The organism is Bacillus mexicanus (assembly GCF_050445615.1).
GTDB lineage: Bacteria > Bacillota > Bacilli > Bacillales > Bacillaceae > Bacillus > Bacillus mexicanus.
Map to the genome: position 1 here is coordinate 410,655 of NZ_JBCEYV010000001.1, position 19,678 is coordinate 430,332.

Annotated in this window: 21 protein-coding genes and 1 other annotated feature; of the genes, 17 read left to right on the forward strand and 4 right to left on the reverse strand. The window is 41.8% G+C overall.

What is annotated here, in order from left to right; translation table 11 throughout:
* Positions 1-55 precede the first annotated feature (55 nt).
* From AAGG74_RS02220 to AAGG74_RS02275, 12 genes are all read left to right on the forward strand, one after another.
* Complete coding sequence (locus AAGG74_RS02220; protein WP_162102377.1) at positions 56-199, forward strand: YqzL family protein; 144 nt, start codon at positions 56-58, stop codon at positions 197-199.
* A gap of 36 nt (positions 200-235) precedes the next feature.
* The gene (gene recO, locus AAGG74_RS02225; protein ID WP_162102378.1) at positions 236-1,003 is read left to right on the forward strand and encodes a DNA repair protein RecO; all 768 of its coding nucleotides are present in this window, start codon (positions 236-238) and stop codon (positions 1,001-1,003) included.
* 39 nt (positions 1,004-1,042) lie between these two features.
* Positions 1,043-1,218, forward strand: a binding site (T-box leader).
* An 82-nt stretch (positions 1,219-1,300) separates the two neighbouring features.
* A complete protein-coding gene (gene glyQ / locus AAGG74_RS02230; RefSeq protein WP_162102379.1) occupies positions 1,301-2,188 on the forward strand; it encodes a glycine--tRNA ligase subunit alpha in 888 nt (295 codons plus the stop codon).
* Positions 2,181-4,220, forward strand: a complete 2,040-nt coding sequence (glyS, locus tag AAGG74_RS02235) for a glycine--tRNA ligase subunit beta (RefSeq protein ID WP_162102380.1) — start codon at positions 2,181-2,183, stop codon at positions 4,218-4,220. Before glyQ ends, glyS begins: the two co-directional genes overlap by 8 nt.
* A gap of 134 nt (positions 4,221-4,354) precedes the next feature.
* Positions 4,355-4,993, forward strand: coding sequence for a transcriptional regulator CcpN (ccpN, locus tag AAGG74_RS02240; RefSeq protein WP_162102381.1), 639 nt, complete (start codon positions 4,355-4,357; stop codon positions 4,991-4,993).
* 25 nt (positions 4,994-5,018) lie between these two features.
* Positions 5,019-5,831, forward strand: a complete 813-nt coding sequence (locus AAGG74_RS02245) for a pyruvate, water dikinase regulatory protein (protein WP_429674408.1) — start codon at positions 5,019-5,021, stop codon at positions 5,829-5,831.
* 253 nt (positions 5,832-6,084) lie between these two features.
* Positions 6,085-6,579 carry a YaiI/YqxD family protein gene (locus AAGG74_RS02250; protein ID WP_162102383.1) on the forward strand — a complete coding sequence of 165 codons (495 nt, stop codon included), beginning with the start codon at positions 6,085-6,087 and terminating at the stop codon, positions 6,577-6,579.
* A gap of 33 nt (positions 6,580-6,612) precedes the next feature.
* The gene (dnaG, locus tag AAGG74_RS02255) at positions 6,613-8,424 is read left to right on the forward strand and encodes a DNA primase (protein ID WP_429674409.1); all 1,812 of its coding nucleotides are present in this window, start codon (positions 6,613-6,615) and stop codon (positions 8,422-8,424) included.
* 196 nt (positions 8,425-8,620) lie between these two features.
* Complete coding sequence (gene rpoD / locus AAGG74_RS02260; RefSeq protein WP_162102385.1) at positions 8,621-9,736, forward strand: RNA polymerase sigma factor RpoD; 1,116 nt, start codon at positions 8,621-8,623, stop codon at positions 9,734-9,736.
* 330 nt (positions 9,737-10,066) lie between these two features.
* Positions 10,067-10,429 (forward strand): cytochrome c550, encoded by a 363-nt coding sequence (gene cccA, locus AAGG74_RS02265; RefSeq protein WP_162102386.1) that lies wholly within the window; start codon positions 10,067-10,069, stop codon positions 10,427-10,429.
* A gap of 250 nt (positions 10,430-10,679) precedes the next feature.
* The gene (gene trmK, locus AAGG74_RS02270; RefSeq protein ID WP_238391407.1) at positions 10,680-11,330 is read left to right on the forward strand and encodes a tRNA (adenine(22)-N(1))-methyltransferase TrmK; all 651 of its coding nucleotides are present in this window, start codon (positions 10,680-10,682) and stop codon (positions 11,328-11,330) included.
* Positions 11,323-12,444 carry a Nif3-like dinuclear metal center hexameric protein gene (locus AAGG74_RS02275; protein ID WP_429674410.1) on the forward strand — a complete coding sequence of 374 codons (1,122 nt, stop codon included), beginning with the start codon at positions 11,323-11,325 and terminating at the stop codon, positions 12,442-12,444. The genes trmK and AAGG74_RS02275 overlap by 8 nt, the downstream gene beginning before the upstream one ends.
* A 22-nt stretch (positions 12,445-12,466) precedes the next feature.
* Here the strand turns inward: AAGG74_RS02275 and AAGG74_RS02280 are convergent, their stop codons facing one another.
* Entirely contained in the window at positions 12,467-13,411 is a 945-nt protein-coding gene (locus AAGG74_RS02280) for a 4-hydroxy-3-methylbut-2-enyl diphosphate reductase (protein WP_162102388.1), read from the reverse strand.
* A 121-nt stretch (positions 13,412-13,532) separates the two neighbouring features.
* Positions 13,533-14,288, reverse strand: a complete 756-nt coding sequence (gene vrrA / locus AAGG74_RS02285) for a VrrA/YqfQ family protein (protein WP_429674411.1) — start codon at positions 14,286-14,288, stop codon at positions 13,533-13,535.
* Between the two features lie 168 nt (positions 14,289-14,456).
* On the opposite strand from vrrA, the gene cshB reads away from it, so the two are divergent.
* The gene (gene cshB / locus AAGG74_RS02290; protein ID WP_162102390.1) at positions 14,457-15,773 is read left to right on the forward strand and encodes a DEAD-box ATP-dependent RNA helicase CshB; all 1,317 of its coding nucleotides are present in this window, start codon (positions 14,457-14,459) and stop codon (positions 15,771-15,773) included.
* A gap of 9 nt (positions 15,774-15,782) precedes the next feature.
* Positions 15,783-16,676, forward strand: coding sequence for a deoxyribonuclease IV (locus AAGG74_RS02295; protein ID WP_162102391.1), 894 nt, complete (start codon positions 15,783-15,785; stop codon positions 16,674-16,676).
* A 26-nt stretch (positions 16,677-16,702) separates the two neighbouring features.
* Here the strand turns inward: AAGG74_RS02295 and AAGG74_RS02300 are convergent, their stop codons facing one another.
* Positions 16,703-16,957, reverse strand: a complete 255-nt coding sequence (locus AAGG74_RS02300) for a DUF2624 domain-containing protein (protein ID WP_162102392.1) — start codon at positions 16,955-16,957, stop codon at positions 16,703-16,705.
* A gap of 114 nt (positions 16,958-17,071) precedes the next feature.
* On the opposite strand from AAGG74_RS02300, the gene AAGG74_RS02305 reads away from it, so the two are divergent.
* Both AAGG74_RS02305 and zur read left to right on the forward strand, forming a co-directional pair.
* Positions 17,072-17,953 (forward strand): YitT family protein, encoded by an 882-nt coding sequence (locus tag AAGG74_RS02305; RefSeq protein WP_162102393.1) that lies wholly within the window; start codon positions 17,072-17,074, stop codon positions 17,951-17,953.
* A gap of 137 nt (positions 17,954-18,090) precedes the next feature.
* Positions 18,091-18,528 (forward strand): zinc uptake transcriptional repressor Zur, encoded by a 438-nt coding sequence (zur, locus tag AAGG74_RS02310; RefSeq protein WP_162102394.1) that lies wholly within the window; start codon positions 18,091-18,093, stop codon positions 18,526-18,528.
* Positions 18,529-18,572: 44 nt separating this feature from the next.
* Here zur and AAGG74_RS02315 read toward each other — a convergent pair whose 3' ends face one another.
* Entirely contained in the window at positions 18,573-19,154 is a 582-nt protein-coding gene (locus tag AAGG74_RS02315) for a hypothetical protein (RefSeq protein WP_162102395.1), read from the reverse strand.
* Positions 19,155-19,286: 132 nt separating this feature from the next.
* Here AAGG74_RS02315 and AAGG74_RS02320 point away from each other — a divergent pair, with 132 nt between their 5' ends.
* Complete coding sequence (locus AAGG74_RS02320; RefSeq protein WP_429674412.1) at positions 19,287-19,676, forward strand: DUF308 domain-containing protein; 390 nt, start codon at positions 19,287-19,289, stop codon at positions 19,674-19,676.
* The last annotated feature ends 2 nt before the right edge of the window (positions 19,677-19,678 follow it).

Below are 19,678 nucleotides of genomic sequence, written 5' to 3' on the forward strand. Positions count from 1 at the left end.
GGTAAGAATTTGGACTTTAGGTAAGCTAGTTTAACAACTGAAAGGTGGGTTTCTTGTGTTGAATTTTACCTGGAACGTATTTTCGCAAACAGGAAATGTTGATACGTATCTTCTTTTTAAAGAGCTGGAAAAAGAGAACATAGAAAGACCCGAAGAATTAAAAGATGAGCTAGCCCGATTTGACTATCCAATTTTTTAAACCTCTTGGCCGCTCCTGCTTTAGGAAGGTGCGGAAATGCTGACAAAATGTGAAGGAATCGTTCTTCGCACAAATGATTACGGAGAGACGAATAAAATCGTTACATTGCTGACAAGAGAGCACGGAAAAATAGGTGTTATGGCAAGAGGCGCTAAAAAACCGAACAGCCGTTTATCAGCAGTCAGCCAGCCCTTTTTGTATGGTTCATTCTTAATGCAAAAAACAACGGGCCTCGGAACGCTTCAGCAGGGTGAAATGATCCTCAGCATGAGAGGCATCAGGGAAGATTTGTTTTTAACAGCATATGCTGCGTATATTGCTGAGCTTGTCGACAAAGGCACAGAAGAAAAGAAGCCAAATCCTTATTTGTTTGAATTTATTCTAGAATCATTTAAACAGCTGGATGATGGAACAGATCCGGATGTCATCGCCTTCATTGTTCAAATGAAGATGTTTAATGTCATGGGACTGTATCCTGAGCTGAATCATTGTGTGCATTGTAAAAGCCAGGACGGGATGTTTCACTTCTCTGTCCGTGATAACGGTTTTATTTGCCATCGCTGTTTTGATAAAGATCCTTACAGAATTCCGATTAAACCGCAAACGGCAAGGCTGCTGAGACTGTTTTATTACTTTGATCTGTCAAGGCTGGGCAATGTGTCTTTAAAGCAAGAAACAAAAGCTGAATTAAAGCAAGTGATCGATTTATATTATGAAGAATATTCAGGATTATATTTAAAATCAAAGCGATTTTTAGATCAAATGGAAAGCATGAAGCATCTTTTAGGTGAAAACAAAAGTTGACATCTGGTCCATCTTTTTATATGATCATTTATTATACAATATGTTGCAGTGAGAGAAAGAAGTACTTGCGTTACCCTCATGAAAGCGACCTTAGGGCGGTGTAAGCTAAGGATGAGCACGCAACGAAAGGCATTCTTGAGCAATTTTGAAAAAAGAGGCTGGGATTTCGTTCTCAGCAACTAGGGTGGAACCGCGGGAGAACTCTCGTCCCTATGTTTGCGGCTGGCAAGCATAGAGACGGGAGTTTTTTGGTTGCTGCCGCAGTCATCTTATGAAGGAAAAGTGGAGGTGCTTGAAATGAATATTCAAGACATGATTCTAACATTGCAAAAGCATTGGTCTAATCAAGGCTGTGTGCTTATGCAGGCTTACGATGTAGAAAAAGGGGCCGGCACGATGAGCCCATATACGTTTTTGCGCAGTATCGGCCCTGAGCCGTGGAAAGTGGCTTATGTAGAGCCTTCCAGACGCCCTGCAGACGGCCGATATGGGGAGAACCCGAACAGACTGTATCAGCATCATCAGTTTCAGGTCATTATTAAACCATCTCCTGATAACATTCAAGAACTGTATTTAGATTCCTTGCGCGCTCTTGGAATTGATCCTCTTGAGCACGATATTCGTTTTGTTGAAGACAATTGGGAAAATCCATCTTTAGGCTGCGCGGGTCTCGGCTGGGAAGTATGGCTTGACGGGATGGAAATCACACAATTCACGTATTTCCAACAGGTCGGAGGACTAGAGTGTAAACCGGTTTCTGTAGAGATTACATACGGAATTGAGCGCCTCGCGTCTTATATACAGGATAAAGAAAATGTTTTCGACTTAGAATGGACGCCAGGATTTACAGTAAAAGATTTATTCATGATGGCAGAATATGAGCATTCCGTTTATACGTTTGAAACGTCTAATGTCGATATGCTGTTCCAATTGTTCAGCACGTATGAAAAAGAAGCGATCAAGCAAATGGATAACGGACTTGTCCATCCTGCATATGATTATGTATTGAAATGCTCGCACACCTTTAACCTGCTTGATGCCAAAGGTGCGATTTCTGTTACCGAGCGAACAGGCTATATCGCAAGAGTGCGGAATTTAGCAAGAAAAGTAGCAAAAACGTATTATGAGGAACGAGAAAAACTAGGGTTCCCAATGCTTAAAGGGGAGGGCTCTTCTCATGAGTAAACAGGATTTACTTTTAGAGATCGGTTTAGAGGAAATGCCGGCGCGCTTTTTACATGATGGCATGGTTCAGCTTGGCGACAAGCTGACAGGCTGGCTTGAAGAAAAAAATATCACTCACGGTGAAGTGAAGCTTTTTAACACACCGAGACGTCTTGCAGTATTCGTCAAGGATGTAGCAGAAAAGCAGGATGATATAAAAGAAGAAGCGAAAGGGCCTGCGAAAAAAATTGCCCTTGATGCAGACGGTAACTGGACGAAAGCGGCAATCGGCTTTTCAAAAGGCCAGGGAGCAGATGTAAAAGACCTATATATCAAAGAAGTAAAAGGCACAGAGTATGTGTTTGTGCAAAAATTCCAAGCCGGCCAAGAAACGAAATCGCTTCTGCCGGAATTGAGCGGTTTAGTTACAAGCTTGCATTTCCCGAAAAACATGCGCTGGGGCAATGAAGATTTGCGTTATATCCGTCCAATCAAATGGATTGTCGCTTTATTCGGGCAGAATGTCATTCCATTTTCAATCACAAATGTTGAGTCTGGACGCTTAACACAGGGACATCGTTTCCTCGGACATGAAGTGTCAATTGAATCGCCTTCAGCCTATGAAGAGCAGTTGAAAGAACAGCACGTGATTGCTGATCCTAACGTCCGAAAACAAATGATTCAATCTCAGTTGGAAGCGATGGCTGCAGAGAACAATTGGAGCATTCCAGTTGACGAAGCCCTTCTTGATGAAGTAAACCATTTAGTAGAATACCCGACAGCTCTTTACGGTTCATTTGAATCTGAGTTTCTGTCAATTCCTGAGGAAGTGCTTGTCACGACAATGAAGGAGCACCAGCGCTACTTCCCTGTCAAAGGCAAGAACGGTGATTTGCTGCCTCACTTTATTACAGTCCGAAACGGGAACAGCCATGCGATTGAAAATGTGGCTCGAGGCAATGAAAAAGTGCTGCGCGCGCGTTTATCTGATGCTTCATTCTTCTACAAGGAAGATCAGAAGCTAAATATTGATGCAAACGTGAAGAAGCTGGAAAACATTGTTTTCCACGAAGAGCTTGGTTCGCTTGCTGATAAGGTTAGACGAGTTACTTCAATCGCGGAAAAGCTAGCTGTCCGTCTTCAAGCTGATGAAGACACATTACAACATGTAAAGCGGGCTGCTGAAATTTCTAAATTCGATCTAGTCACACATATGATATACGAATTCCCTGAGCTCCAAGGAATTATGGGTGAGAAATATGCGAGAATGCTCGGTGAAGCTGAAGCTGTAGCTGTGGCAGTGAATGAACACTATATGCCGAGATCAGCAGGAGGAGAAACGCCATCCACCTTTACCGGAGCTGTTGTAGCAATGGCTGATAAGCTTGACACAATCGTTTCGTTCTTCTCTATCGGTGTTATTCCGACCGGTTCTCAGGATCCTTACGGGCTGCGCCGACAAGCGAGCGGTATTGTTGCGATTCTCCTTGACCGCAACTGGGGGATTTCGTTTGAAGAGCTGCTTACTTTCGTCCAAACAGAAAAAGAAAATGACCTGCTGGATTTCTTTACTCAGCGCCTCAAATATGTGCTGAATGCTGAACAGATCAGACACGATGTCATCGATGCTGTGCTGGAAAGCTCTGAGCTTGAGCCGTATTCAGCGGTGCATAAAGCACAAGTGCTGGAGCAAAAGCTTGGTGCGCCGGGCTTTAAGGAAACAGCTGAGGCTTTAGGCCGAGTGATCTCTATCAGCAAAAAAGGGGTTCGCGGAGACATTCAGCCTGATCTGTTTGAAAATGAATACGAAGCAAAACTGTTTGATGCCTACCAAACAGTAAAGCAAAACCTGCGGGAAAACTTCAGCAAAAAAGATTACGAGGCGGCGCTTGCATCACTTGCAGCCTTAAAAGAACCGATTGAGGCTTACTTCGATCATACAATGGTTATAGCAGATAACGAGACATTAAAGGCAAACCGTTTAGCGCAAATGGTAAGCTTGGCGGATGAAATCAAGTCCTTTGCGAATATGAATGCCCTTATTGTAAAATAAAGAGAGAAAAGGCGGTTGCTGTGTGATCGGTAATCGTCTTTTCCCTATTTATAAGTTTTTTTGTTTGATGACAAGATATTTACGATATAATATGGATTATTATTTCTTTACATAAGATATGAAGTGAAAAGGTGGTGAGTACGATCGAACTAAATAAACGGCAAGAACATATTTTGCAGATTGTAAAAGAAAACGGGCCGATTACAGGGGAGCATATTGCAGAAAAGCTGAACCTCACCAGGGCAACATTGCGACCGGATTTAGCCATACTCACCATGTCAGGATTCCTCGAGGCGCGCCCGAGAGTCGGTTATTTTTACACCGGGAAAACCGGTACCCAGCTTTTGGCGGATAAACTCAAAAAGCTGCAGGTGAAAGATTTCCAATCTATCCCCGTCGTAATTCACGAAAATGTTTCAGTGTACGATGCGATTTGCACCATGTTTTTAGAAGACGTGGGTACTCTTTTTGTGGTGGACGGCGATGCTGTTTTAGTCGGAGTGCTTTCGCGAAAAGATTTGCTGAGAGCCAGCATAGGCCAGCAGGAGCTTACATCTGTCCCTGTTCACATCATCATGACAAGGATGCCGAATATTACGGTGTGCAGGCGTGAGGATTATGTGATGGACATTGCAAAGCATTTGATAGAAAAACAAATTGATGCATTGCCTGTCATCAAAGATACAGATAAGGGCTTTGAAGTAATCGGCAGAGTGACAAAAACAAATATGACAAAAATACTTGTCAGCTTATCTGAAAATGAAATCCTATAAGACGGCAAACTAACGGGGGGATAATATGAATAATCGCATCATCTATGTTGTATCGGATTCCGTCGGTGAAACAGCTGAATTGGTCATAAAAGCAGCGCTAAGCCAATTTAACGGTTCGGCGGACGATACACATATAAGAAGAATACCTTATGTTGAAGATATAGGCACAATCAATGAAGTGATTTCCCTTGCAAAGACAGACGGCGGCATTATTTGTTTTACACTCGTGGTGCCAGAGATCAGAGAATATTTGATTGCCGAAGCGGAAAAAGCAAATGTGTTATATTATGATATTATTGGCCCGTTAATTGATAAAATGGAAACAGCCTACGGTTTAACAGCGAAATACGAACCGGGGCGGGTGCGCCAGCTTGATGAAGATTATTTCAAAAAAGTAGAGGCCATCGAGTTTGCAGTGAAATACGATGATGGACGTGATCCAAGAGGGATTTTAAAAGCTGATATCGTGTTGATCGGTGTATCCAGAACGTCTAAAACACCGCTGTCCCAGTATCTCGCCCACAAGCGCCTGAAGGTTGCAAATGTTCCGATTGTTCCCGAGGTTGATCCGCCGGAAGAACTCTTTCATGTTGACCCGAAAAAATGCATCGGCTTAAAGATCAGTCCGGACAAACTGAATCATATCAGAAAAGAACGATTAAAATCACTCGGGCTCAATGACAGAGCGATTTATGCAAATATCAACAGAATCAAAGAGGAACTGGAATACTTCGAAAAGATTGTGGATCGGATCGGGTGCCAGATAGTGGATGTTTCAAATAAAGCGGTTGAAGAAACAGCGAATATTATCCATCATCTCAAAACAAAAAATATGTAACTCAGGACGCTCTATCCTGGGTTTTTGGTTATGCCAAAAGGGAATAATGAAAAATAATAGCATCTTTAAGAAGTTTGTATTATAATAAAAAATTGTGATAAAATGATTAATTTTAGGTTTAAGGTTCGTGTGATACGAATAAACTATTATGGGTAAGATGTCAAGAATTTCTCCGGGAAATTTTTCGACAAACGTAAATACATCCGCAATGATAAAGGGTGTGTGAATTTGCTTGCTTTTATGCAGGAGTTTAATGGAGGGATGGAGAATTACTCTTCTTAATGAACAAGAAAAGACGATTTTTGTCGATGCAGATGCTTGTCCGGTAAAAGATGAAATTTTACAAACAGCATCCCATTATGAAGTTCAAGTTCTTTTTGTCGCTTCATTTGAACATTATCAGCTTTCCAGAAGCAATGAAGAAAAATGGAAGTACGTTGATCCTCATAAAGAAGCTGCTGATTTATATATCGCAAATCACGTAAAGCCGGGAGATATTGTTGTAACACAGGACATCGGTTTAGCATCCCTGCTGTTGAATAGAAATGTCTCCGTCATGTCGGAAAGAGGGCGTCTCTACAAAGAAGACACGATTGATTTTGCTCTTGAGAGCCGCCACCTTTCTGGTAAACAAAGGAAAAAAGGCATATACAGTAAAGGGCCTAAAAAATTGAATAATGAAGATCGAGAACGATTTATTACACTGCTGCAAAAAATCCTGTCGAATGATGAAGGGATTTTGCACTAATGCATCGAATAATGTACGACGGAGTGTTATAAGATGGGAAATCGGATACCAGATGAAATTGTGGATCAGGTGCAAAAGTCGGCAGATGTCGTTGAAGTCATAGGTGATTATGTTCAATTAAAGAAGCAAGGCCGAAACTATTTTGGACTCTGTCCTTTTCATGGAGAAAGCACACCTTCGTTTTCCGTATCGCCCGACAAACAGATTTTTCATTGCTTTGGCTGCGGAGCGGGCGGCAATGTTTTCTCTTTTTTAAGGCAGATGGAAGGCTATACATTTGCCGAGTCGGTTTCTCACCTTGCTGACAAATACCAAATTGATTTTCCAGATGACATAACAGTCCATTCCGGAACCCGGACAGAATCGTCTGGAGAACAAAAAATGGCTGAGGCTCATGAGCTCTTGAAGAAATTCTACCATCATTTGTTAATAAATACAAAAGAAGGTCAAGAGGCACTGGATTATCTTCTTTCCAGAGGCTTTACGAAAGAGCTGATTGATGAATTTCAGATTGGCTATGCGCTCGATTCTTGGGACTTCATCACAAAATTTCTCGTAAAAAGAGGCTTTAGTGAAGCGGAAATGGAAAAAGCGGGTCTCCTGATCAGACGCGAAGACGGCAGCGGATATTTTGACCGCTTCAGAAACCGCGTCATGTTTCCAATCCATGATCATCACGGTACGGTTGTTGCTTTTTCAGGCAGGGCGCTTGGCGGCCAGCAGCCTAAGTATATGAACAGTCCTGAAACGCCGCTCTTCCATAAAAGTAAGCTGCTTTACAATTTTTATAAATCCCGCCTTCATATCAGAAAGCAGGAAAGAGCAGTCTTATTTGAAGGATTTGCTGATGTTATATCGGCTGTAAGCTCAGGCGTAAAAGAAAGCATAGCCACGATGGGGACGTCTCTGACAGATGAACATGTCAAGATTTTGAGAAGAAATGTCGAAGAAATCATTCTTTGCTATGACTCTGATAAAGCCGGCTATGAAGCCACCTTAAAAGCTTCAGAGCTTCTCCAAAATAAAGGCTGCAAAGTCAGGGTTGCAATGATTCCTGACGGGCTGGACCCTGACGATTACATCAAAAAGTTCGGCGGGGAAAAATTTAAAAACGATATTATCGATGCCAGTGTCACCGTAATGGCGTTCAAAATGCAATATTTCCGAAAAGGAAAGAACTTGTCCGATGAAGGCGATCGCTTAGCTTACATTAAAGATGTACTGAAGGAAATCAGCTCGCTCTCAGGATCGCTGGAGCAGGAAGTCTATGTAAAACAGCTTGCTGCGGAGTTTTCACTTTCGCAGGAGTCGTTGACTGAGCAGCTGACTGTTTTCAGCAAGCAAAGCAAACCTGCTGACAATAGCGGTGAAACCAAAACACGGCGAGCGCATCTGACGACAAAGGCAAGGCAAAGACGTCTGCGTCCGGCGTATGAAAATGCAGAAAGGCTGTTACTCGCTCATATGCTGAGAGATCGGACAGTTATCAAAAAAGTAATTGACCGGGTAGGCTTTCAATTTAATATTGATGAGCACCGCGCATTAGCTGCCTATCTTTATGCTTTTTATGAAGAGGGGGCTGAACTGACACCTCAGCATCTTCTGGCCAGGGTGACGGATGAGCATATAAGCCAGCTTTTGTCTGATATACTAATGCTTCAGGTTAATCAAGAACTCAGTGAAGCCGAGTTATCAGATTATGTAAAAAAAGTGTTGAATCACAAAAATTGGTCAATGATAAAAGAAAAAGAGGCGGAAAGAGCCGAAGCCGAAAGGCAAAAAGATTTTTTAAGAGCTGCTTCTCTTGCTCAAGAAATCATTACATTGAACCGATCTTTAAAATAGCTGGTAAAAATGATGAGAAGCATGTATTGGCAATGATTCCTTGCGGAGGAGCAAATAGATCGCTTGACCTCATCATGAATTGTCATTTCATTATTCGCGCATTAATAGGCGGTTCACATAGAAAAGCCTGAATAGACCGAATAAGAATCATACCGCTTATAGAATTCGTTGCAAGCTTTGGAAGGAGGGATCCATAATGGCTGATAAACAAACCCACGAGACAGAATTAACATTCGACCAAGTGAAAGAGCAATTAACTGAGGCTGGTAAAAAACGTGGCGTTCTGACATATGAAGAGATTGCCGAGCGTATGTCCAGCTTTGAAATTGAATCAGACCAAATGGATGAGTATTATGAATTTTTAGGTGAACAAGGTGTTGAATTAATTAGTGAGAATGAAGAAACAGAAGATCCTAATATTCAGCAGCTTGCCAAAGCCGAAGAAGAATTTGACCTTAATGACCTAAGTGTACCGCCTGGTGTCAAAATCAATGACCCGGTTCGTATGTATTTAAAGGAAATCGGCCGGGTTAACCTTCTATCTGCAAAAGAAGAAATCGCCTATGCTCAAAAGATTGAAGAAGGTGACGAAGAATCTAAACGCAGATTGGCTGAAGCGAACCTGCGGCTTGTTGTCAGTATCGCGAAACGGTATGTCGGACGCGGAATGCTGTTTCTTGACTTGATTCAGGAAGGCAACATGGGCCTGATGAAAGCCGTTGAAAAATTTGATTACCGCAAAGGTTATAAATTCAGTACGTATGCTACGTGGTGGATCAGACAGGCGATTACTCGCGCCATTGCCGATCAGGCGAGAACGATCAGGATTCCTGTTCATATGGTTGAAACCATTAATAAACTAATCCGTGTGCAGCGTCAATTGCTGCAAGATTTAGGTAGAGAACCAACCCCTGAAGAAATTGCGGAAGATATGGATTTAACACCTGAAAAAGTACGTGAAATCTTAAAGATTGCACAAGAACCTGTATCGCTGGAAACACCGATCGGTGAAGAGGATGATTCGCATCTTGGTGACTTCATTGAAGACCAAGAAGCAACTTCACCTTCAGATCACGCTGCATATGAGCTGTTGAAAGAACAGTTGGAAGATGTACTTGATACGTTAACTGATCGTGAAGAAAATGTATTGCGCCTTCGATTCGGTCTTGATGACGGCCGTACAAGAACATTAGAAGAGGTCGGCAAGGTATTTGGAGTAACGAGAGAGCGTATTCGACAAATCGAAGCTAAAGCGTTGCGGAAACTAAGACATCCTAGCAGAAGTAAACGTTTGAAAGATTTCCTCGAATAGAATGGAACGGGTCTTGTAGATCCGTTCTTTTTTTGTTTTTAAAAGATATATGGTTAAGATGCCTTTATTTTACTGAAAAATGAAGGCATTTGCAAATGAACATTGTGACGAAAAGTTTCAAAGTACGATTCCATATTTTCTATTGTAAGCGTATACAATCCATTATACAATAGAATAAAAAGAATATTAGAGGAAGAGATTTGTTTCTATTCAATTTTGTATAAAGTGTGAATAAAAAAAATTTGTATAGTAATCCATTTACATTTTGTAAAAATAAGTTAGAATTAGAAGTGTTTACATAGGGGTAAGGATCACAAAGGGGGAAGGGAAATGAAATGGAACCCGCTTATTCCATTTTTATTGATCGCTGTTTTGGGAATTGGTCTAACTTTCTTTTTTTCAGTAAAGGGACTTGATGATTCTCGGAAGATTGCAAGCGGCGGAGAAAGCAAATCTGCTGAAAAGGAAGATGCAAACGCTTCACCGGAGGATATATATAAGGCAAACTGCATTTCTTGCCACGGTGAAAATTATGAAGGTGTTTCAGGGCCGAGCTTAAAAGGTGTAGGGGATAAGAAGGACGTCGCTGACATTAAAACAAAGATCGAAAAAGGCGGTAATGGAATGCCTTCAGGGCTTGTTCCGGCCGATAAGTTGGATGATATGGCAAAGTGGGTGTCTAACATTAAATAAAGATGTATTTCTCCTTATATGTTCTCAGGCCGCCGAGACGATCTCGTCAGCCTTTTATTTTTGTCTGCCGCATGTAAACACAACAAAAGAAATAAACTGAAAATCATTCACTCAGCTTGGATTCCGGGCTGATTTTTTATATGATAGTAAAGGAAAAAATGATGGAGAAAAGTTGTGATGACAAGTGAACGAATTAAAATTATCTAAACGACTGCAAACAGTAGCAGAATACATACCGAATGGAGGGGTGGTGGCTGATATCGGGTCTGACCACGCTTACCTTCCTTGTTATGCGGTGCTGAATCATAAAGCCAGCGGGGCAATTGCGGGAGAAATAACAGACGGTCCGTTTCTGTCAGCCAAGCGGCAGGTTGAAAAATCAGGCTTAAGCGCGCATATATCGGTAAGACAAGGAGATGGTTTGGCGGTCCTAAGAAAAGGTGAAGCCGATGCCATTACGATTGCCGGGATGGGTGGATCATTGATTGCTCACATTTTAGAAACGGGTAAAGACAAATTAACGGGGAAGGAGCGGCTTATTTTACAGCCGAATATCCATGCTGTTCATATCAGGGAGTGGCTTTATAAAGAAGGATATGAATTGACAGATGAAATGATCCTTGAAGAAGACGGAAAGTGTTATGAGGTGCTTGTCGCTGAAGCAGGGGACAGAGATGCGGCCTATGCCGGTATTTCTTTATCAGCCGGAATGCTCGTCGGTCCTTTCTTGGCTAAAGAAAAGAATGCTGTCTTTTTAAAAAAATGGACACAAGAGTTTCAGCACACGCAAAGTATTTATGAACAAATCAGCCGAGCTGCAAGTACAGAGCAGAATAAGCAGAAATTAAAGGAGCTCGCAGAACGAATAGAGCTGCTAAAGGAGGTTATCGATCATGGCTAAAAACGTAAATGGGCAGCAGATTATCCAGCTGTTTGAGCAATTTTCCCCGAAATCCTATGCGGTCGAAGGCGATAAAATCGGCCTGCAAATTGGCACTTTAAACAAACTAATTCAAAATGTGATGGTTACACTTGATGTATTAGAGAGTGTAATCGATGAAGCGATTGAAAAAGAGGTTGATTTAATTATTGCACACCATCCTCCTATTTTCAGACCGTTAAAGCACATTTCAACAGATCAGCCTGCCGGAAGGTTAATTGAAAAGTGTTTGAAGCATGATATTGCCGTTTATGCAGCCCATACTAATTTAGACGTTGCAGACGGCGGTGTGAATGATTTGCTTGCTGAAGCATTAGAGCTGAGTGAAACAGAGGTGCTGGTGCCTACTTACACCGATCCTTTGAAAAAGCTGGCCGTATACGTACCGAAAGAGTATGAAGAGCAGGTCAGAACGGCGCTCGGAAATGCGGGAGCAGGTCATATTGGCGAATATAGCCATTGCGCGTTTTCATCTGAAGGAATCGGCAGCTTTAAGCCATTAGATGGCGCTCAGCCTTTTATTGGGGAAGTGGGAGAACTCGAACTTGTTCATGAAGTTAGGCTTGAGACTGTGTTCCCTAAAAGTATCGAAAAAGCTGTTATAAATGCAATGATAAATAGCCATCCATATGAAGAAGTCGCTTACGACATCTATCCTGTCGAACAGTCTCCTGCTGAAAAAGGGCTCGGCCGTGTCGGAACGCTCAAACAGGAGATGACACTTCAGGAATTCGCTTTATTTGTAAAAGACAAGCTCGACGTGAATGGCGTCAGAATGGTGGGTGAAGCCGACAGCTTGGTGAAGAAGGTAGCTGTTCTGGGCGGAGATGGAAACAAGTATATTCATCAGGCGAAACGAAAGGGCGCCGATGTTTATGTGACAGGAGATTTATACTTCCATGTGGCTCATGATGCGATGATGCTAGGATTGAATGTTGTGGATCCGGGTCATTATGCAGAGAAAATCATGAAAGAAGGCGTCAAGAGAAAACTGGCGTCAATGTGCAGTGATAAAAAGCTGGCCGTAAATATATTTGTTTCTGAAACAGATACAAATCCATTTACATTTCTATAAAAAAACTGAGGCTTTTACAGCCTCAGTTTTTTGCTTTTACTTTCGGGAGTATTTTTTTGAGCGGTACATTGTGTTCCGTTGTCCAAGTTGATGGATCTCCATGCTCATACTGCTCCAAAAATCGAATGACTTCCTTTGTGATCGGCGTTGGTGTTGAAGCGCCCGCAGTAACTGCGACGGTATTCACGCCTTTCAGCCATTCGAGCTTTAATTCGCTTAGATCGCCGATTCGGTATGCTTTTGTGCCGGCTACTTCCTCTGATACTTGAGCGAGCCTATTTGAATTGTTGCTTTTCGGGTCGCCGACAACGATTGTTAAGTCCGCTTTTGTTGCCTGTTCTGATACAGCTTCCTGCCGCACTTGAGTTGCGAGGCAAATCTCCTGGTGATATTCGACATGAGGATATTTCTCTTTGACAAGCTCCATAATGTCGTGAACGTCCCATTGAGACATCGTTGTTTGATTGGTCACAATTAATTTCTCTGCTTGGATATCAAGGTTTTTCACATCTTCTTCTGTTTCAACTAAGTGAACGATCTCAGGCGCTACGCCCACGGCTCCCTCAGGCTCTGGATGGCCTTTTTTGCCGATATAGATGATGTGATAACCTTTTGCTTTCATCTCTAAAATTAAATTGTGGGTTTTCGTCACATCAGGACATGTCGCATCAATTGCAACTAATCCTTTTTCCTCAGCGATTTTTCTGACTTCGGGAGAAACACCATGCGCAGTAAAAATGACAGTTCCTTTTTCAACCTGCTTCAGGATGTCCAGACGGTTAGCGCCGTCTAAAGTAAAGATTCCTTCCTCTTCAAACGCATCAGTCACGTGTTTATTATGAACAATCATCCCGAGTATATAGATAGGTCTTGGCAAGCTTTTATCTAGTGACGCGTTTTTGGCAATGACCATAGCATCAACAACACCATAGCAATAGCCGCGCGGCGAAATTTTAATTACGTCCATTTCGGTTGTCCTCCAATACTGAAGTGGGTAAAGGCAATATAAAAAGCCGTAATCAAACGGCTCTATTCTTGCATTCTTCTGATCTCATTATAGCCAATCTCACTTCAGATATCAAAGAATGTTAAATATATAATCTCGGCTTTGAACTGCCTGATGTTCTTTTCGGTGAAGAAGATGCATCTTCCTTTTTCTTTGGAGAAGGTGTTTTTGATTCTTGTTCTTTATTATCGGGTGTTTTTGATTTCTTGGGCTGAGAAGAACTTTTGGGTTTTGATTTTTTGTTCGCATCTTTCTTTTCATCTTTCTTTTCATCTTTCTCATCAGCGGTCTTTGCTTCAGTTTCATTTTCTGTTTCTGAGGTTTCTTCTGAATCTGTTTGCTTTTCGTTTTCCTCATTGCTCTCTGCATCATCACTTTTACTTAATTGGCTGTACAGCTTCATCATTGCCGGCAGATTGCGGACTAATGGGCCATATTGCTGGATCATAGGAGTAACTTGCTGCGCCATGCCGAGCACTTTCTGCACATTCCCGAGCATACTTGATAAAGATGCGGGATTGGCGATGTTTTGAATGCCTTGCAGACCTGCTCCTCCACTCGCTGCTGCGCCTGTTCCTGGGACTCCGACGCCGCCAGCGCCACCTCCGCCGGGTAAGAATTTTGACAGCATTCCTTTTAGGCCTCCGCCAGCGCCATTTCCCGCTCCGGCATTTGCCTGGGGGAAAAATGATCTCGTTTGCTGAAAACCTTGCTGCTGCGGTCCAAATGATGGTCTGCTCATATTAAACGCTCTTCTACCCATCATTTGCTGATTTGGCATAGGGCGGGGCGGTCCTTGCTGCGGAAAATTTCTCATCGGCTGCTGCGGTGAAAACATACTTGTACCTCCTTTCAGCTCTCTCTGCTATTAGAATATGCATGGGCCGCGGTATTTGCTTTATAAAACTGAATAAAACAACCGCCTTGCAAACGTGGTGTTTTTATACAAAATCGGGTATAATGTGATGATGGACACAGAATGTGCCGCTTTAAGGAGCTGGGAAAAATGAAAGAAACGAAATTTGAACTTTATGAATTGAAACCATTTATTATAGATGCAGTACACCGCCTTGGTTTTTACGAACCGACTGATATTCAGAAAAGGCTGATTCCTGCAGTGTTAAAAAAAGAAAGCGTCATCGGCCAGTCGCAGACAGGAACTGGAAAGACACACGCTTATTTACTGCCTTTAATAAACAAAATCGATCCTGCTAAAGATGTGGTTCAGGTAGTTATTACGGCTCCAACAAGAGAGCTTGCCAACCAGATTCATCAAGAAGCTCTGAAAATCACACAGGGTGAGGAAGGCAGCCGTATTCGCTCGAAATGTTTTATCGGAGGAACAGATAAACAAAAATCAATTGATAAATTGAAGACACAGCCTCATCTCGTTGTCGGTACGCCTGGACGGATTGCCGATTTAATCAAAGAACAGGCGTTAAGTGTTCATAAAGCGGAAGCTCTCGTCATTGACGAAGCTGATTTAATGCTGGACATGGGATTTATTGCAGATGTAGATTACATTGGTTCCCGTATGCCTGAGGATTTGCAGATGCTTGTGTTCTCAGCGACCATTCCGGAAAAGCTGAAACCATTTTTGAAAAAATACATGGAAAATCCGAAATATGCTCATGTGGAGCCAAAACAGGTGACTGCTGCGAAAATCGAACATATTCTCATTCCTTCGAAACATCGTGACAAGGACAAGCTTCTTTTTGACATCATGTCTCATCTGAATCCATATTTAGGAATTGTGTTTGCCAATACGAAAAACACTGCTGATCATATCGCTCAATATCTAACTGGAAAAGGTATGAAAATCGGGCTTCTGCACGGCGGATTAACACCTCGTGAACGGAAAAAAGTCATGAAGCAGATCAATGATTTGGAATTCACTTATATCATTGCAACTGACCTTGCTGCAAGAGGGATTGACATTAAAGGTATCAGTCATGTTATCAACTATGAGCTGCCGGACGATCTCGATTTCTATGTTCACCGTGTGGGCCGAACGGCTCGCGCCGGGTCATCAGGACAAGCGATGACGATTTACGAGCTTTCTGATGAAGATGCATTAGCGAGACTTGAGAAAATGGGCATCGAATTTGACTACTTAGAGCTTGAAAAAGGCGAGTGGAAAAAAGGCGATGACCGCCAGCGCCGCAAGAAAAGGAAAAAAACGCCGAATGAAGCGGATGAAATTGCACAGCGCCTCGTCAAAAAGCCGAAGAAGGTAAAGCCTGGCTATAAAAAGAAAATGGGCTACGAGATGGAGAAAATCAAGAAAAAACAGAGAAGAAGTCAATCTAAAAAAAGAAAGTAGGGGAACCTGTTGCTGAGAATAGGCTCACACGTCTCTATGAGCGGAAAACATATGCTTCTTGCTGCAAGCCAAGAAGCAGTCTCTTATGGGGCGAACACGTTTATGATCTATACAGGCGCACCGCAAAATACGCGCCGAAAGAAAATTGAAGACTTAAATATAGAAGCCGGCCGGGCACACATGCAAGAAAACGGCATTGACGAGATTATTGTACATGCGCCTTATATTATTAATATTGGCAATACGACAAATCCGTCCACTTTTGAGCTTGGTGTCGATTTTCTTCGTTCTGAAATTGAGCGGACAGCTGCCATCGGAGCGAAGCAAATTGTTCTTCACCCCGGCGCTCATGTAGGAGCGGGAGCTGAAGCAGGTATCAAAAAAATTATAGAAGGCTTAAATGAAGTCATTGATCCGAATCAAAATGTCCAGATTGCATTAGAAACGATGGCAGGAAAAGGATCAGAATGCGGCAGAAGCTTTGAGGAGCTTGCACAGATTATAGAAGGTGTGACACACAATGAGCATCTTTCAGTGTGCTTTGACACATGCCATACACATGATGCTGGCTATAGCATTGCTGAAGACTTTGACGGAGTGCTGAATGAGTTTGATCAAATCGTCGGCATTGACCGTATTAAAGTGCTTCATGTCAATGACAGCAAAAATGTCAAAGGAGCAAGAAAAGATCGCCATGAAAACATCGGCTTTGGTGAAATCGGATTTGATGCACTGCAATATGTGATTCATCATGAGCAACTAAAAGACATTCCGAAAATCCTTGAGACACCATATGTTGGTGAAGATAAGAAGAATAAAAAGCCGCCATACCGTTTTGAGATCGAAATGCTCAAAGAAAAACAATTTGATGATACACTGCTTGAAAAAATTTTACAGCAATAAAAAATGGGGGAGTGGTCCCCCATTTTTTAGGTTGTGAATTGTTTGAATAGTTCATTAACGGTTTGGGCTGTTTCTTTTGACGTAATTGTTTCTACTTGTTTCAGCAGCCTCATTCGTTCACTCTCATTGAAAATGTTCACGTTTTTCCCGTATAACAGGTTTGCTACTTCAATGGCCTGTGCTCTTGTTAAATGAATTCCGTATTGTTTTGAGTACTTCAGCAAATCGTCAGCAGTAGCTTGATTAAGCCGCTGCAAAATGATTTTTTGAAATAAAATCATCAATCTTCCACCTCCAAGCTTAATGTATGGACAAATCAGCAAAATGTGTCAGTGTTTAATGGTAAAATCGATTTATAATGTATGTAAAATAGTTATTGCAGGAAAGGAGATTTTATGACCCCGACAAAACAACATAAGAAAGAAACATTTCCCTTCTTTATTTTCAGAGTCTTCTTAATTTTGATAGGCGCTGCCTGCGCGGCTGTGAGCATCGAATTATTTTTAATTCCCAACGATTTTATTGATGGCGGGATCATCGGTGTATCCCTTATTTTAGACCACCTCTTTAAGTCAACCCCAATTCTGAATTTTGCTTTATTTGTTGTCGTGTTAAATATTCCTTTTATGATCTTTGGCTATAAATATATAGGTAAGACCTTTCTTGTCTCTACGATGATTGGGATTGGCGGGCTTGCCGTTATTGAATCCTTGCTTCACCATGTAGAAGCTATTACAACACAGCCTATTTTGGCGACTGTATTCGGAGGCCTTTTACTCGGTTTTGGTGTCGGGCTTGTTATCCGAAACGGAGGTTCAATGGATGGTACTGAAATTCTCGGGATTTTACTGACGAAAAAGCTGCCGTTTTCAGTAGGTGAGTTCGTGATGCTCATCAATGTATTCATTTTCATTTGGGCTGTTTTTGTGTTTGGCCCTGAGCAAGCGATGTACTCTTTCATGACTTATTATATTGCAATGAAAACCATTGATGCCGTGATTCAGGGACTTGATGAAACAAAAGCTGTCATTATTGTATCTGATCAATATGATGAGATTTCCGACGCGATTTTGCACCGTCTCGGTCGCGGAACAACAAAGCTGAAGGGAAAAGGCGGATATACGGACGAAGAAAAGGACGTCATTTATGCGGTTGTCACAAGGCTGGAAGTGACCAAGCTAAAATCGATCGTGTTTGAAGTTGATCTTAATGCATTCATTACGATTATGAATACCCATGAGACACGAGGCGGGAAATTCAAAAACGCAATCCACTAGGCTTTCATTTACTTTTATTCATTTAATGGGTATAATTTTATCTGCAGTAAAGAAAATGGCTTGCTGGTCGGACAGCTGCCATTTTCTTTTGCATACATGCGATACGTTCTTAAGCAAAGCGAAAAGGGGGAACCTTCATGAACGTACAAGAAGCGCTGAACCTACTGAAAGAAAATGGATATAAATATACAAACAAACGGGAGGATATGCTGCAGCTTTTTGCTGATTCAGACAAATATCTTACCGCTAAAAACGTGCTTTCTGCATTAAATGATGATTATCCTGGTTTAAGCTTTGATACAATCTACAGAAACCTTTCTTTATATGAAGAACTTGGTATTTTGGAAACAACTGAGCTGTCAGGTGAAAAGCTCTTCCGATTTAAGTGTTCATTTACTCATCATCATCATCACTTTATCTGTCTTGCCTGCGGGAAAACGAAGGAGATCGAATCATGTCCGATGGACAAGCTTTGTGAGGATTTGGATGGCTATCAGATCAGCGGGCATAAATTTGAAATTTACGGCACATGTCCCGACTGTACAGCGGAAAACCAAAAAAACGCCACTGCATAATTGTGTATATAAAAAAGGGCCCGGTTTTGAAGCGGGCTCCTTTTTCAGTTATTGACACATATGAAATGATGTTTGTTTTTGTCCATCCATTGAACAGCTTCCAGCCAGTTGTTTACTCTAATGATGTTTGAGTCAATCGGAAGCTGGTTATAAGGGGAATTGAATAAAATTACAGGTATACCGGCTTCTTTTGCGATCATCATAGCGTTTCCGTGATGATCCTCAAAAAACAAGTCGATGTTGTGATTTTTAACTGCTTCAACTTTGTGATGGCCGCCAACAAGTTCGATGTGGTCGTAGTGGATGCCTTGTCTGTTAAACCATTCATAGGTAATATCAGTTAAATGAGTCCGTCTCGCTGTAATATAAATAAGCTTGTGCTCCTCTTTGAGGAGGTCAAGCGACTGTTTTGCATGCTGTGCAAGCAATGCTTCTTTATATATAATTGCTTCATTTTGATTCATCCAATCCCAAAATTCTTCTTGGGTAATATTTAACAGCTTTGTTAAATCATAATCCGTCATATCGTTTAATGAAATGGAAAGATTAAACGAGCGGTTCAAATAAGGGACGAATGTATCTTGAGCCGTGATTGTGCCGTCAATATCTATTCCTAAGCGTAACATGCCCACACTCCTTCAGTTTCATCCCTTCAAGTGTAACATAAACAATTGACATTAACAGAAAAGTTTAGCAAACATGAAACAGGCGAAATAGATCAAACTATAAAAGCTCCTTTAATAAAACAGAAGGGGGAATTGAAGGTGGCAAACGATTACGAAAAACGTGATAACAATAGCTACTATGTTGATCATGGTTCAGAAGGAACAAATATAACCCGTGACAATGATGGTTTTTTTGAGGAAACGTCTGCTGAAATCGCAGAACCTTACCGTGCTGCTGACCGCCGCAATGACCGAGAAAATGACCGCAGTGGAGACAATGTCAATGAAGGACGCGGAATAGGCTATATTGCTTTAGCCTTGTCGATTATTTCATTGTTTGTACTGCCTGTTTTATTGGGCGCTGTCGGTATTATTGTCGGATATATTGCAAGAAGAAGAGGTGCCCAAAGCCTTGGCGCTTGGGCAATGGGTATCGGTGTTGTCTCATTGGTGCTTGGAATATTTATTATTCCATTTTTTTAACA